This window comes from Actinomadura chokoriensis (genome assembly GCF_039529475.1).
Classification (GTDB): Bacteria; Actinomycetota; Actinomycetes; order Streptosporangiales; family Streptosporangiaceae; genus Spirillospora; species Spirillospora bangladeshensis.
This window is the reverse complement of the sequence record NZ_BAAAMW010000013.1, coordinates 61,190-75,123: the sequence shown is the minus strand read 5'-3', so window position 1 is coordinate 75,123 and position 13,934 is coordinate 61,190. Positions and strand designations below refer to the sequence as shown.

Sequence of the window (13,934 nt, the reverse complement as noted above, 5' to 3'; positions counted from 1 at the left end):
AAGCCCCGTGGAGGTTCCCTCTTGTCTCGCGCCAACCTGGTGCGGGCGGTACTGGCGCTCGCCGTGCTCGCCACATCGTTCTACTTCGCCTGGTCAAAACCAGCCCGCCTCGGCCTCGACCTCCGCGGCGGCACCCAGATCGTCCTCGAGACCCAGGACTCGCCGACCGTCAAGGCGAACCGCGAGTCCACCGACCGGGCGCGCGAGGTCCTGCACCGGCGCATCGACGCGCTCGGCGTCGCCGAGTCGTCCATCACCCGGTCCGGCGACAAGCGGCTGATCGTCGAGCTGCCCGACGTCCAGGACCCGACCCGCGCCACCGAGGCGGTCGGCAAGACCGCGCAGCTCACCGCGCACCCCGTGCTGCCCAACACCGGCAAGGCCGAGAAGGGGCAGCAGCTGATCCCGGACGAGACCGGGCAGCCGATCCTCATCGGCCCCGCCGCCCTCACCGGTGAGGGCATCGGCAAGGCGAGCGCGTCCTACGACGCGCAGAACCTCGGCGGCTGGGCCGTCAACGTCGACTTCAAGGGCAGCGGCGGCAAGACCTGGGAGCAGCTCACCGCCAAGGCCGCCTGCGCCGTCGGCGACGAGCGCCGCGTCGCGATCGTCCTGGACGGCAAGGTCATCTCCTCCCCGCAGGTGACGCAGAGCGTGCCCTGCGGCGTCGGCATCACCGGCGGCTCCACCCAGATCACCGGCGACTTCACCGCCGACGAGGCCAAGGACCTCGCGGCCCTCATCCAGGGCGGCTCGCTGCCCGTCCCCGTGAAGATCATCGAGCAGCGGGTGGTCGGCCCGACCCTCGGCGACGAGGCCATCGACGCCAGCGCCCGCGCCGCGATCATCGGCATCATCCTCACCGGCCTGTTCATCGTGGCCGTCTACCGCATCGTCGGCTTCCTCGCCACGGTCGCGCTGGCCTGCTACGCGCTGATCTCCTACGCCGCCCTCGTCGCGATCGGAGCGACGCTCACCTTGCCCGGCCTCGCCGGGTTCGTCCTGGCCATCGGCATGGCGATCGACGCCAACGTGCTGGCCTTCGAACGGGCGAGAGAGGAACGGGCGGCGGCACCCGGCCGCAGCGCGCGCAACGCGCTCGCGATCGGCTTCAACAAGGCGTGGTCGGCGATCGCCGACTCCGCCGTCACCACCCTGCTGGCCGGCGGCCTGCTGTTCTGGCTCGCCTCCGGGCCGGTCCGGGGCTTCGGCGTCACGCTGACCATCGGTGTGCTCGCCTCCCTCATCTCGGCGATGCTGATCAGCCGCGTGCTCACCGACGCCGCCGCCGCGCGGATGCCCAAGATCACCAAGGGCAGGGCCGGCGGGCTCGCCGGCCCCGGGCGGATCCGCAACTGGCTGGAGAACAGCGGCCCCGACATCATGAAGCGCAGCCGGATGTGGATCGGGATCTCGGTGGTCGCGGTCATCCTCGCCATGACGGGGATCTTCACCCGCGGGCTGAACTTCGGCGTGGAGTTCACCGGCGGGCGCCTCGTCGAGTACTCGACCAGCCAGCACGTCGACATCAACGACGCCCGCGCGGCCGTCGCCGACGCCGGGTTCCCGCGCGCGGTCGTCCAGACGTCCGGGAAGGACGACATCTCCGTCCGCACCACCGACCTGACCAACGACGAGGAGAAGCGGATCCAGGAGGCCCTCGCGAAGGAGGGCGGCGGCGCGACCAAGCAGCGCGACGAGCTGATCGGGCCGAGCCTCGGCGACGAGCTGCGCAAGAAGGCGCTGATCGCCCTCGGCATCGCCCTGCTCGCGCAGCTGGCCTACCTGACGATCCGGTTCCGCTGGACGTTCGCGGCCGGCTCCGTGCTCGCGATGTTCCACGACATCACGATCGTCACCGGCGTCTTCGCCTGGCTCGGCAAACCGATCGACGGGGTCTTCCTCGCCGCGCTGCTCACGATCATCGGATACTCGGTGAACGACTCCGTCGTCGTGTTCGACCGCATCCGGGAACTGTGGGGCGCGAACCCGAAGGGGCGGTTCGCCGACATCGCCAACCGGGGCACGCTGCAGACCGTCCCGCGGACGATCAACACCGGCATGGGCGCGCTGTTCATCCTGGCGGCCCTCGCGATCCTCGGCGGCGACTCGCTGACCGACTTCGCGATCGCGCTGCTGATCGGCATCGTCGTCGGGACGTACTCCAGCGTCTTCACCGCGACGCCGATCGCGGTCGTCCTGGAGCGGTTCGCGAAGGCCCCGCCGCCGCAGGGCAAGGGCCAGCAGAAGCCCGTCCGACGGACCGCGGGCAGCTCCGGCGCCGTCGTCTAGCCGCGCGCGTGCCGCCGGCGCCCACCGGCGCCGGCGGCACCCGCTCAGTGCGGGACCACGGAGCGCCTCAGCGGCCCGTCCCGGCCGGTGACCAGGCAGACGACGGTCCTCATCTGCTGCTCCCAGCCGTCCCTGCCCGGTCCCGCGAACTCGATGTCGATGCCGGACGGGGGGTCTCCGCCCCAGACTTCGCGCGCGAGATCGCCGCAGCCGTCGCGCGCCTTCTGCTCCAGCTTCTCGTCTCCCGGGTACTCGCCACCGTGCAGCGTGTAGAACCCGAGCATTTCGTACTCGTGCTCCTCGGTGCAGGGGACGAGGGGCTGGTCGTCGTACTCGCCCCATTCCTTGATGCAGTCTCCCGGCGAAAGCTCGGAGGTGTACCGCGTCCTCGTCTCCATGGTCTTGTCGAGAGCGGCCGGGAGCAGGCCGGACCCGGTGTAGCGCATCAGGCACCTGGCGGTGCGGTCCCCGTTCTTCCACGCGTCCTCGCCCGGCGGTGCGACGTGCAGTTCGAGGTCCTTGCCGTAGCGGCTGCGCTCCAGGAACTCGGTCCGCTCGCGGCAGGCCGTCCACGCCCGGTCGCGCGCCTGGCGCTCGCCCGGGTACGGCACATCCGAGAGTTCCGTCGAGGCGCTGAGCTCGCCCTGGTGGGGCGTGGTGCACGGCAGCGGCTTCGCGAACATGCCGTCGGGGGTCTCCACGAGCTCGCTGAAGCAGTCGCCCGGACGCATGGCGGTGACCGCGACCCGGCCGTCCGCCCGGACGCCCGGCCCGGAGGAGGACAGCGGCCCGACCGTCACGGCGGCGGCGATCGCGGCGACCAGACCAGCGAGGCGGCGATGCCGCCGATGGCGAGGCCCCTGCCCTTCTCGCCCCGGCGGCCGGTCTGCACCAGGGCGGCGACGGCGAAGCCGACCGCGAACACGACCATGCCGACGAGACCGGTGACGAGCGCGACGACCGCGAACCGGTTCGTCGGCCGCCGGACGGCCGCGGGCGGCTCGGCTCCGGTCGGCTCGGCTCCGGGTGGCTCGATCACGGGAGACGGCTCGTCGGGCGGAGGCTGGTCCGGTGGTGTCCAGGCAGAGACGCCGCCGTCGGGGACGTCGTCGTCAGGGGCTTCGTCAGGGGGTGGTGGTGTTGCCATTGGGGGCTCCGGGGGAGTGCAGAGGTCATTTCGGGAGGAGTGAGCGCTTCAGCGAGCCCTTCACGGCCTCGACCATGCAGACGATCTGCCGCTCGTCCTGCTCCCAGGCCACGCTGTTCGGCCCGACGTACGACGGCTCGACGTTCCTCGGGAAGCCGTGCGGACCCCAGATCCGCAGGGCCCGGTCGGCACAGCCCCGCCCCGCTCTGTCGTCCATCTCCCCGATGGACGGGAACGTGTCGCCGTCCAGCTCGAAGACGGCGAAGACCTGCATCTTGTGCGGTTTCGTGCAGCCGACGACGGTCACGACGTCCGACTCGTCCCAAGCCTTGACGCAATCGCCGGGCACCAGGTCCGTGTAGTCTCGCGGACCCGTGAGGAGGTCCTTGATCGGGAGGACGAGGTAGCTCGACCCGATGTAGCGGAGGACGCACGTCACGGCACGGTCCCCATGTCCCCACGTCCCCTTGTCGGGACGGTCGATGTAGAGCCGGAAATCGTCGGCGCGGCCCGTCTTCTCCAGGAAGGCCGTCCGGTCCCGGCACAGCTTCTCGGCCTCGGCCAGGACTTCGCGGTCCCCCGGGTACGGGCGCTCCCGCAAGGTCGCCCGGGCGCCGATCTCGCCCTCGTGCGGTCCCTTGCACGGCGCGGCCCTCATGAAGATGCCGGCGCCCTTGTCCTCGAACCCGATGAAGCAGGTCCCGGCCTTCAGCGTCGAGGCCCGCGGCTGCCCGAAGTCACTGGCGAGAGCCTTGTCGGCCGGGTTCTCCGCCATGCCCGCGACGACCGCGACGGTGATCGCGGCGACCCACGCGACGGAGGCCGCGATCCCGGCGGCGGCGAGGCCCCTGCCCTTCTCGCCCCGGCGGTTGATCTGCACGAATGCGGCGATCGCGAAGCCGACCGCGAACAGCAGCATGCCGGCCAGGCCGGTGATGAGCGCGACGATGGCGAACCGGTTCGTCCGCCGCCGGACGGCCGCGGGCGGCTCGGCTCCATACGGCTTGGCTCCGGGCGGCTCGATCACGGGAGAGGGCTCGTCGGGCGGAGGCTGGTCCGGTGGGGTCCAGGCAGAGACGCCGCCGTCGGGGACGTCGTCGTCAGGGGCTTCGTCAGGGGGTGGTGGTGTTGCCATTGGGGGCTCCGGGGGAGTGCAGGGGTCACTTCGGGAGGAGTGAGCGCTTCAGGGGTTTCTTGGTCGTGGCCAGGCAGACCACCGTGCGGATGCCGACGTCCCAGTGCTCCCCGTCCGGGAGGATGTACCGCCTGCGGACCGGGACCGGTGGCGGACGCTTACCGAAGAGCGCCTTGGCCTTCGCCTTGCAGAAGCGGCTCGCCTTCTTCTTGACGGCGCTCGTTCCCGGGTAGGGCGGGTAATCGCTGGGGACACGGCTTCCGTCCAAAGGCAGCGTGTACGTGGCGTACACCTGGTTCCGATGAGCATCGGCGCAGGAGATCGGCACCGTGAAGACGCCGCTCGGGTCGAGGCCCTCGAAGCAGTCCCCGACCTTCAGGTCCGCGTAGAAGGTCGGGGCCGTGCCGATGGTCTCGGCGATCGGCGTGGTGAGCGTGCCGGGGCCCGTGTAGTGGACGGTGCAGATCACCTTGCGGTCGCCGTTCTCCCAAGCCTTCTTCTCAGGTGTGAGGAAGTAGGAGATCAGGTATGGGCCGTGCACGCTCCTGCCCAGATGGAGGCTCCGGATGCCGCACCACCGGTCCGCCTCGGCGTCGACTGCCTTTTCGCCCGGATACGGCTCCGCCGGAAGCGCGCCCACGGCGGTGACCTCGCTGTTGTGCGGCTTCGTGCAGGGCGCGACCGAGACGGGGGTGAGACGGCTCCCCGGAAGAGGCCCGAAGAAGCAGTCGCCCGTGCGGAGCGACGAGACCAGCAGCACGCCGGACTTGCGGACGCGGCCCGAGTCGTCGCGGCCCACGCTGACCATCGAGTTCACGGCCATGGCCGCGATCACGACGTAGGTGATCACCCAGATCCCCGCTCCGATGACTCCGGAGACGGCGTACTGCCGGCCCTTCTTGTCGTTCCCGTCTTTCAGCCGGACGAGGGCGGCGATGCCGAAGCCGAGCGCGAGCGGGACCAGGCCGAGCACCGCGCAGGCGGTCGCGGCGATCGCGAGCCGGTTCGTCCTGATCGGGACGGGGGCGGACGGAACCGGCGGCGGCGTGTCCGGGGGGACGGCGGGCGGTGGGTCCGGTTCGGGCGGGGACGGGTCTGGCGGCACCCAGGAGGGCGCGTCCGTCACGGGAGGACCGACTTCTTCAGTTTTCCGTTGGCGGCCTGGACCATGCAGACGATGTCGTGGATGCTCAACATCCAGTCGGCCTCGGACGGCATCACGTACAGGATCTCGAGGTCGCGTTCGATCGAGGCGTTGCGGAAGACCTTGTCCGCGCGCTTGTCGCAGCCGCGTGCGGCCTTCTCGTCGAGCGCCTCCTCGCCCGGGTAGCCGCCGAAGTCCATGGAACCGTCGCTCGTCTCCAGCGTGAAGGTGGCGTACACCTGGTACCGGTGCGGCTTGGTGCAGGAGACGGTGGCGGTGAACGGGTCGGTCTCCTCCCACTCATCGATGCACTCGCCGGTGGTCAGCTGGTTGTACGTCTTCAGCTTCGTGTCCACGGTGGCGACGAGCGGCGTGGTGAGGGGCGCGGAGCCGCTGTAGCGGACGACGCAGGTCAGCGTCAGTCCGTCGTCGTCGAAGGGCTCGTCGCCGGACCAGTCGTAATAGGGTTCGAGCTCGTTGCGGTACCGGCTGCGCATCAGGTACTCGGTCTTGTCCTGGCACAGGTTCTCGGCCCACCTGGTCATCGAGTCGCGCGAGAGCTGGACGCTCGCGGGCGCTTCGGCGCGTGCGACGACCTCTCCCTTGTGCGGCTGCGTGCAGGGCAGTTCCTTCGCCTGGTAGCCGCCGGAGCCGTCGTCGGTGAAGCCGGTGAAGCAGTCGCCGACGTCCAGGCCGGTGATGGGCGCGACGCCGCCCCGGTGCGCGCCGGCGCGGTCCTCGTCCGGCGGGAGGGCCGAGGTGACGGCGAGCGCGACCACGCCGGCGAGCACCCAGACGACGGACGCGGCCAGGCCGCCGACCGCGAGGCCGCGGCCCTTCTCGCCTCGGCGGCCCGCCTGGACGAGGGCGGTGACGGCGAAGCCGATCGCCAGTGGGATCAGCCCGACCAGGCCGGTGACCACCGCGAACACCGCGAACTGGTTGGTCGGCCGCCGGACGGGCCCGTAGGGCGCTCCCGCCGTGAACGGCGGCGGCGCGGGCGGGCCGGAGTACGGCGGGGGAGCGGGCGCGGCCGGGTCGGCGGCGCCGGGCGGGGGGACGTCGGCCTGGGGAGCGTCCGGCGGGGCCCAGCCGGGGGCATCGTCGGAGGGCGGGGGAGTGGTCATGGCAGCATCGACTTCTTCAGGGGGCGGTCCTCGCTCTCGGCCAGGCAGACGGCGGTGCGGACACCGGCCGTCCAGTCGTCCCTCTCCGGAGCCAGCGACGAGATCAGGTCCGGTGCCCGGTGCCCGCGGAAGATCCGCTCGTAGCGCTCGTCGCAGCCCGCCTCGGCCCGCCGCTCGGCCGTCTTCTGGCCCGGGAACGGGCCGGCCTTCAGCGTGTGGACGGCGTAGACCTCCATCCAGTGCTTCTCGGTGCAGGCGAGGGTGCGCTGGGCCATGGCCTCGTCGTTCCACTTCCCGAGGCAGTCGCCGCGGGCGAGTTCGTACCAGAGCTTCAGGTTCGGGTCCATGGTCCGGGCGAGCGGTGCGGTGATCTTCCCGGTGCCCTCGAAATGCATGAAACAGAGCACCTCGCGGTCCCCGGTCCGCCAGGTCGTCCCGCTCGGTGCGATCGTGTAGAGCTGCAGATGCTCGGCGTACCTGCTCTTCTGCAGGTCGACGAGGCGCCGGTAGCAGGCGTTCTCCGCCTGGTCGAAGACCTCCCGGTCGCCCGGGTAGGTGTCGCCGGGCAGCCGCAGCTTGGCGGCGACCTCGCCCTCGTGCGGCTGTGTGCAGGGCAGCGCGGTCACGAGCGAGCTCTTGATGTCCCCGCTGAAGCCGGTGAAGCAGTCGCCGACGCGCAGCAGCGAGGGGATCACCCGGTCACTCTGGGAAATGTGCCCCGCCTCGTCCCGCTCGACGGTGAACACGGAGCCGACGGCCACCGTCACGGCGACCACCCCGACGACGACCCACACCGCCGAGGCCGCCAGGCCGCCGATCGCGAGGCCCTTGCCCCTCTCGCCCCGGCGCCCCGCCTGGACGAGGGCGGCGACGCCGAAGCCGACCGCGAGCAGGATCAGCCCGAGGAGGCCGGTGACCAGGGCGGCGATCGCGAGCCGGTTCGTCCGCGCGGGGCCGGGCGGCGGCGCGGGGACGGGGGGCGGAGGGCCTGCGGCGGGAACGGCGGAGGACGGCGGCGCGTCCGGCCGGGCCCAGCCGGAGCCGGGTGCGGCGGCATCGGCGGGCGGGACGGGATCGGGGGCGGGGGCGGGATCGTCGGGGACGCCGTCAGTCGGGGGTGGCATGGTCACGGCGGAACGGTAACCGGACTGTCCGACAAAAGAGTCAATTCCGGCAGATGTCGGCCAACTTGTGATCAAGCCTCCGGATCGGCCGGGCCGGGTGGCCCGGCCGGTCCGTACGGCCGTTGGCGCGGTCGTCCGCGCGGGTCAGGCGAGCGGTGAGTGCGGCTCGTCGTTCTCCGCGTTGATCACCTGCATCACCGCGTTGATCAGCGCCAGGTGGGTGAACGCCTGCGGGAAGTTGCCGAGGTGCCGGCCGGTGTGCGGGTCGATCTCCTCGGCGTACAGCTGCAGCGGGCTCGCGTACGACAGCAGCTTTTCGCACAGCGCCCGCGCCCGCTCCAGCTCGCCGATCATCACCAGCGTGCTGACCAGCCAGAACGAGCAGATCGTGAAGGTGCCCTCGTCGGAGTCGAACCCGTCGTCGGTCTCGGTGGCCCGGTAGCGCAGGACGAGGTCGTCCTCCGACAGCTCGTCGGCGATGGCGAGGACGGTCTCGCGCACCCGCTTGTCGTCGGCGGGCAGGAAGCCGAGCAGCGGGATCAGCAGCGCCGAGGCGTCCAGCGCCGTCGCGCCGTAGTGGGCGGTGAACACGCCCCGCTCGTCCAGCGCGTTCGCGAGCACGTCCGCGTGGATCTCGTCGGCGGCGGCCTGCCAGCGGCGCGCCCGGTCCTGGTCGCCGCGGATGCGGGCGAGCCGGGCGCCGCGGTCCGCCGCCACCCAGCAGAAGATCTTGGACGAGGTGAAGTGCTGCGGCTCGCCGCGCACCTCCCACATCCCGCAGTCGGGGGTGCGCCAGTTGGCGAGCGCGTCCTCCACCTGCTTGATGATGATCTTCCACAGCCGGTCGTCGAGCCGGTCCCGCTTGCGCACGAACAGGTAGATGGAGCCGATGATCGCGCCCCACACGTCGTGCTGCGCCTGCATGTACGCCTCGTTGCCGATGCGCACCGGACGGGCGTTGTCGTAGCCGGTGAGGTGCTCCAGCGTCGACTCGGGCAGCTCCTCCCGCCCGTCCAGCCCGTACATGATCTGCAGCTTGCCCTCGGCCGCCTCGGCGACGTCGGTGATGAAGTAGAAGAAGTCGTTGGCCTCCCAGTCGTAGCCGAGGGTGTAGAACGCCCACAGCGCCATCGTGGAGTCGCGTATCCAGGTGTAGCGGTAGTCCCAGTTGCGGTCGCCGCCCGGCGTCTCCGGCAGCGACGTCGTCGCGGCCGCCGCGACCGCGCCCGACGGCGCGAACGTCAGGCCCTTCAGCGTCAGCGCGCTGCGCTGCAGGTGGCTGCGCCACGGGTGGTCGGGGAAGCGGCCCCGGTCGAGCCAGTGCTGCCAGTGGTGGACGGTCCAGACGAGCCGCTCCTGCGCCTCCTCCCACGACGACGGCGCCGCGTGCTCGCTCCACGACAGCGCCACGAAGCGGGACTCGCCCTGCTTCAGCAGCGTCCGGGACGTGGCGAGCGACCCCTCGAACCCGACGTTCATGTCGGTGCTGAGCCGCAGCCCGACGCCGTTGCCGCGTGCGACGGCCTCGTGGTAGCCGGCGCCGGTGTGCTCCCAGCGCGCCGGCGTCTGGCCGTAGTCGAACACCGGCATGCAGTCGAGCCGGACCTGGACCTGCCCGTTCACGCACCGCACCATCCGCAGCAGGACGTGGTCGGCGTCGTAGTCCGTCGGCGCCCTGCGGTGCGTGTGGGACCGCTCCGTCTCGTGGTGCCACGGGCCCATCAGCAGCGCGTCCGTCACCACGAGCCAGCCCCCGTGCACCCACCAGGTGGTCTCCATCACCATGGTGCCGGGGATGTAGCGCTGCGCGGCGGGCACCTCGACGCCCGCCGGGCCGACCCGGAAGTACCCCGCATCGCGGTCCAGGATGGACCCGAACACGCTCGGCGAGTCCATCTTCGGCAGGCACATCCACTCGATGTTGCCGCTCGGCGCGACCAGCGCGGTCGTCTCGCAGTCGGACAGGAACCCGAAATCGGCTATGGGGGCGAACGGATCCCCCGCGCGGCCGCCGGCGACCTTCGGCCTCACAACGCCACCTCCTTGATCTCCATCATCCCCTCTTCCCGGCAGTGGACGCGCCAGCGGCGCGCGACCGCGTCCCCGGCCGGGGGTCGGAGCGCGGTGTGGTGTCGGTCTCCCCAGTGGAATAGACCATTATCTGCGGTCTGAGCTGGGAAAACTCCGTCCGGCGCACCGGGCGCCGAGCAACCGCGCGCGGCGCGGGTACAGTCCCGGCAAACAGTGCAGCGGACCCGCTTCTGCCTGGGGGAACGCGATGGAGCGCACCCCCGGTGCGGGTGGGCCGGAACTGTCACTGGGTGGAACCGGAGCGAGAAGGAGCTCCCCGTGCCGAAGTTCGTGTACGACTTCACTGAGGGAAACAAGGACCTCAAGGATCTGCTGGGCGGCAAGGGCGCCAACCTGGCCGAGATGACCAACCTCGGACTGCCCGTGCCCCCCGGGTTCACGATCACGACGGAGGCCTGCCGGCACTACCTCGAGCACGGGAACCTGCCCGAGGGGCTGGCGGACGAGGTGAACGCGCATCTCGCCGACCTCGAGTCCGCGATGGGCAAGAAGCTCGGCCAGAGCGACGACCCGCTGCTGGTGAGCGTGCGGTCCGGCGCCAAGTTCAGCATGCCGGGAATGATGGAGACCGTCCTCAACGTCGGCCTGAACGACGAGTCCGTGCACGGCCTCGCCGCGCAGGCGGGCGACGAGCGGTTCGCGTGGGACTCCTACCGGCGCCTCATCCAGATGTTCGGCAAGACGGTGCTGGACATCGACGGCGACCTGTTCGAGGAGGCCGTCGAGGACGTCAAGCGCGCCCGCGGCAGCGACCAGGACGCCGACCTGGTCGCCGACGACTTCAAGGAGCTCGTCGACCGGTTCAAGGGGATCGTGCGGCAGCGGACGGGGACGGACTTCCCGACCGACCCGCGCGAGCAGATGGACCTCGCCGTCAAAGCGGTGTTCGACTCGTGGAACGCCGACCGGGCGATCCTGTACCGGCGGCAGGAGCGCATCCCCGTCGACCTCGGTACCGCCGTCAACATCTGCTCGATGGTGTTCGGCAACATGGGCCTGGACTCCGGGACGGGCGTCGCGTTCACCCGCGACCCCGCGTCCGGCCAGCAGGGCATCTACGGCGACTACCTGCAGAACGCGCAGGGCGAGGACGTCGTCGCCGGCATCCGCAACACGGTGCCGCTGACCGAGCTGGAGCGCATCGACAAGGCGTCCTACGACCGGCTTCTCGAGATCATGGAGACGCTGGAGAACCACTACCGCGACATGTGCGACATCGAGTTCACGATCGAGCGCGGGAAGCTGTGGATGCTGCAGACCCGGGTAGGCAAGCGGACCGCCGCCGCGGCGTTCCGCATCGCCTGCCAGCTGCTCGACCAGGGGCTCATCGACGTGGACGAGGCCGCCCGCCGCGTCACCGGTGGCCAGCTCGCGCAGCTGATGTTCCCCCGCTTCGCGAACCGCGTGGACGGCGTCCGCAAGCTCACCAAGGGCATGAACGCCTCGCCGGGCGCGGCCGTCGGCAAGGCGGTGTTCAGCTCCGCCCGCGCGGTGGAGCTCGCCGAGCGGGGCGAGGACGTCATCCTCGTCCGCCGCGAGACCAACCCCGACGACCTGGCCGGCATGGTCGCGGCCAAAGGCGTCCTGACCTCGCGCGGCGGCAAGACCTCGCACGCCGCCGTCGTCGCGCGCGGCATGGGCAAGACCTGCGTCTGCGGCGCCGAGGAACTGGACGTCGACGTCAAGAACGGGCACTTCACCGCCCCCGGCGGCGTGACCGTGGGCGAGGGCGACGTCATCTCGATCGACGGGTCGTCCGGCGACGTCTACCTCGGCGAGGTGCCCGTCGAGGACTCGCCCGTCGTCCGGTACTTCGAGGGCGAGCTGACGCCGGAGGAGGGCGGCGACCTCGTCAAGGCCGTCGACCGCGTCATGAAGCACGCCGACGCGCGCGCCGCGCTGAAGGTGCGGGCGAACTCCGACAACCCGGAGGACTCCGCGCGCGCCCGCCGGTTCGGCGCCGCCGGGATCGGGCTGTGCCGCACCGAGCACATGTTCCTCGGCGACCGGCGGCAGCTCATCGAGAAGCTCGTCCTCGCCGAGGACGGCGCCGAGCGGCAGGCCGCGCTGGACGCCCTGGAGCCGCTGCAGAAGAGCGACTTCGAGGGCATCTTCGAGGCGATGGACGGGCTGCCCGTCACGATCCGGCTCATCGACCCGCCGCTGCACGAGTTCCTTCCCGACATCACCGAGCTGTCGGTCAGGGTCGCTCTCGCGGGCGACGGCGCCGACGCCAAGGACCGGAGGCTGCTCGAGGCGGTCAACCGGCTGCACGAGCAGAACCCTATGCTCGGACTGCGCGGCGTGCGGCTCGGTTTGGTGATTCCCGGCCTGTTCGCCATGCAGGTGCGCGCGATCGCCGAGGCCGCGGCGGCCCGCAAGCGGGCGGGCGGCGATCCGCGGCCGGAGATCATGATCCCGCTCGTCGGCGCGGTGCAGGAGCTGGAGGCCGTCCGCGACGAGGCGCGCGGCATCCTGGACGGGGTGCGGGAGTCCACCGGCGTCGACGTCCCGGCGCTGATCGGCACCATGATCGAGCTGCCGCGGGCGGCGCTCACCGCCGGGCAGATCGCCGAGGCCGCCGAGTTCTTCTCCTTCGGCACCAACGACCTCACCCAGACGACGTGGGGCTTCTCCCGCGACGACGTCGAGGCGGCGTTCTTCTCCCGCTACCTCGAACTCGGCATCTTCGGGGTGTCGCCGTTCGAGACGCTGGACCGGGAGGGCGTCGGGCGGCTCGTCCGCATCGCCGCCGAGGAGGGCCGCAAAGCGCGGCCCGGCATCAAGCTCGGCATCTGCGGCGAGCACGGCGGCGACCCCGACTCGGTGCACTTCTGCCACGAGGTCGGCCTGGACTACGTGTCCTGCTCGCCGTTCCGCATCCCGGTCGCCCGGCTGGAGGCCGGCCGCGCCGCCATCGCGGCGGCGGACGCGCCGGGAGGCGGCGACAGCCGCTGACGTCCGCGGCCGGCGGCCGGTTCCCGCACACGGGGAACCGGCCGCCGGCGCGCGTGTGGGTTCCGTTACACGCGGTATGTGTGAACTTCGGACGCGAGCCGGACCATCTCACTAGTGTGTCCGAAGCGATGACGTTGGAAGTGGAATTGCCGGAGACCCAGCCCGAAGAGCCCGCCGCCGACGAGCGCGGCGAGCGCGAGGACCGCCCGCGCGGGCGCCGCCGGTCGCCCTGGTTCACGATCCCGATGAGCGTCCTCCTCGGCCTGCTGGCGATCGTCGTGCTGACCCCGCTGACCGTCGGCGCGCGGATCTGGTACCAGGCCCGGCAGGACGAGCGTCCCCGCTCCGACGCGATCATCGTGCTGGGCGCCGCGCAGTACAACGGGGTGCCGTCCCCGACGCTGAAGTGGCGGCTGCAGCACGCCCTCGACCTGTACCGGGACGGGGTCGCGCCCGCCATCGTCACCGTCGGCGGCAAGGCGCCCGGCGACGACTACACCGAGGCCGGCGCCGGCCGCGCCTGGCTGATCAAGGAGGGCGGGGTGCCCGCGTCCAAGGTCTTCGCGGTGCCCGTCGGGCGGGACACGCTGGAGAGCCTCAAGGCCGCCGGCGCCGAGTTCGACCGGCACCACTGGGACTCCGCGGTGATCGTCACCGACCCGTGGCACGGGCTCCGCTCCAAGAAGATGGCCGAGGACCAGGGCATCGAGGCCGCCGCCTCGCCGACGCGCAGCGGCCCCAGCGTGCAGACCCGCGACACCCAGTTCAACTACATCGTCCGGGAGACCGGCGGCTACCTGTCGTACGTGCTGCTGGGCAAGAGCGTCCAGGTGCCGGACGAGACCGTCAAGCGCATCCGCATCGACCCGTCCGGTACCCCGGCGCCGTCGTCCTCCGTCCCGCCGAGCCGCTGAAC

The 13,934-nt window shown here is 71.4% G+C and carries 10 protein-coding genes; 3 read left to right on the top strand and 7 right to left on the bottom strand.

Annotation, left to right across the window (positions count from 1 at the left end; translation table 11 throughout):
• The first annotated feature begins 21 nt into the window (after window positions 1-21).
• Window positions 22-2,292, top strand: coding sequence for a protein translocase subunit SecD (gene secD, locus ABFX46_RS26035; RefSeq protein ID WP_346045999.1), 2,271 nt, complete (start codon window positions 22-24; stop codon window positions 2,290-2,292).
• 44 nt (window positions 2,293-2,336) lie between these two features.
• On the opposite strand, the gene ABFX46_RS26030 is transcribed toward secD, so the two are convergent.
• From ABFX46_RS26030 to ABFX46_RS26000, 7 genes are all read right to left on the bottom strand, one after another.
• Complete coding sequence (locus ABFX46_RS26030) at window positions 2,337-3,092, bottom strand: septum formation family protein (protein ID WP_346045997.1); 756 nt, start codon at window positions 3,090-3,092, stop codon at window positions 2,337-2,339.
• Window positions 3,089-3,331 carry a DUF4190 domain-containing protein gene (locus ABFX46_RS26025; protein ID WP_346045995.1) on the bottom strand — a complete coding sequence of 81 codons (243 nt, stop codon included), beginning with the start codon at window positions 3,329-3,331 and terminating at the stop codon, window positions 3,089-3,091. Before ABFX46_RS26025 ends, ABFX46_RS26030 begins: the two co-directional genes overlap by 4 nt.
• 133 nt (window positions 3,332-3,464) lie before the next feature.
• Window positions 3,465-4,466 carry a DUF4190 domain-containing protein gene (locus ABFX46_RS26020; protein ID WP_346045993.1) on the bottom strand — a complete coding sequence of 334 codons (1,002 nt, stop codon included), beginning with the start codon at window positions 4,464-4,466 and terminating at the stop codon, window positions 3,465-3,467.
• A gap of 133 nt (window positions 4,467-4,599) precedes the next feature.
• Window positions 4,600-5,700: a septum formation family protein gene (locus ABFX46_RS26015; RefSeq protein WP_346045991.1), complete on the bottom strand. Its 1,101-nt coding sequence runs from the start codon at window positions 5,698-5,700 to the stop codon at window positions 4,600-4,602.
• Window positions 5,697-6,845, bottom strand: coding sequence for a DUF4190 domain-containing protein (locus ABFX46_RS26010; RefSeq protein WP_346045989.1), 1,149 nt, complete (start codon window positions 6,843-6,845; stop codon window positions 5,697-5,699). The genes ABFX46_RS26015 and ABFX46_RS26010 overlap by 4 nt, the downstream gene beginning before the upstream one ends.
• Window positions 6,842-7,969, bottom strand: a complete 1,128-nt coding sequence (locus tag ABFX46_RS26005) for a DUF4190 domain-containing protein (RefSeq protein WP_346046193.1) — start codon at window positions 7,967-7,969, stop codon at window positions 6,842-6,844. Before ABFX46_RS26005 ends, ABFX46_RS26010 begins: the two co-directional genes overlap by 4 nt.
• Window positions 7,970-8,113: 144 nt before the next feature.
• Window positions 8,114-10,000, bottom strand: a complete 1,887-nt coding sequence (locus tag ABFX46_RS26000; RefSeq protein WP_346045987.1) for a glycoside hydrolase family 15 protein — start codon at window positions 9,998-10,000, stop codon at window positions 8,114-8,116.
• A gap of 318 nt (window positions 10,001-10,318) precedes the next feature.
• Here ABFX46_RS26000 and ppdK point away from each other — a divergent pair, with 318 nt between their 5' ends.
• Entirely contained in the window at window positions 10,319-13,018 is a 2,700-nt protein-coding gene (gene ppdK / locus ABFX46_RS25995; RefSeq protein ID WP_346045985.1) for a pyruvate, phosphate dikinase, read from the top strand.
• 128 nt (window positions 13,019-13,146) lie between these two features.
• The gene (locus ABFX46_RS25990; RefSeq protein WP_346045984.1) at window positions 13,147-13,932 is read left to right on the top strand and encodes a YdcF family protein; all 786 of its coding nucleotides are present in this window, start codon (window positions 13,147-13,149) and stop codon (window positions 13,930-13,932) included.
• Window positions 13,933-13,934: the final 2 nt, after the last annotated feature.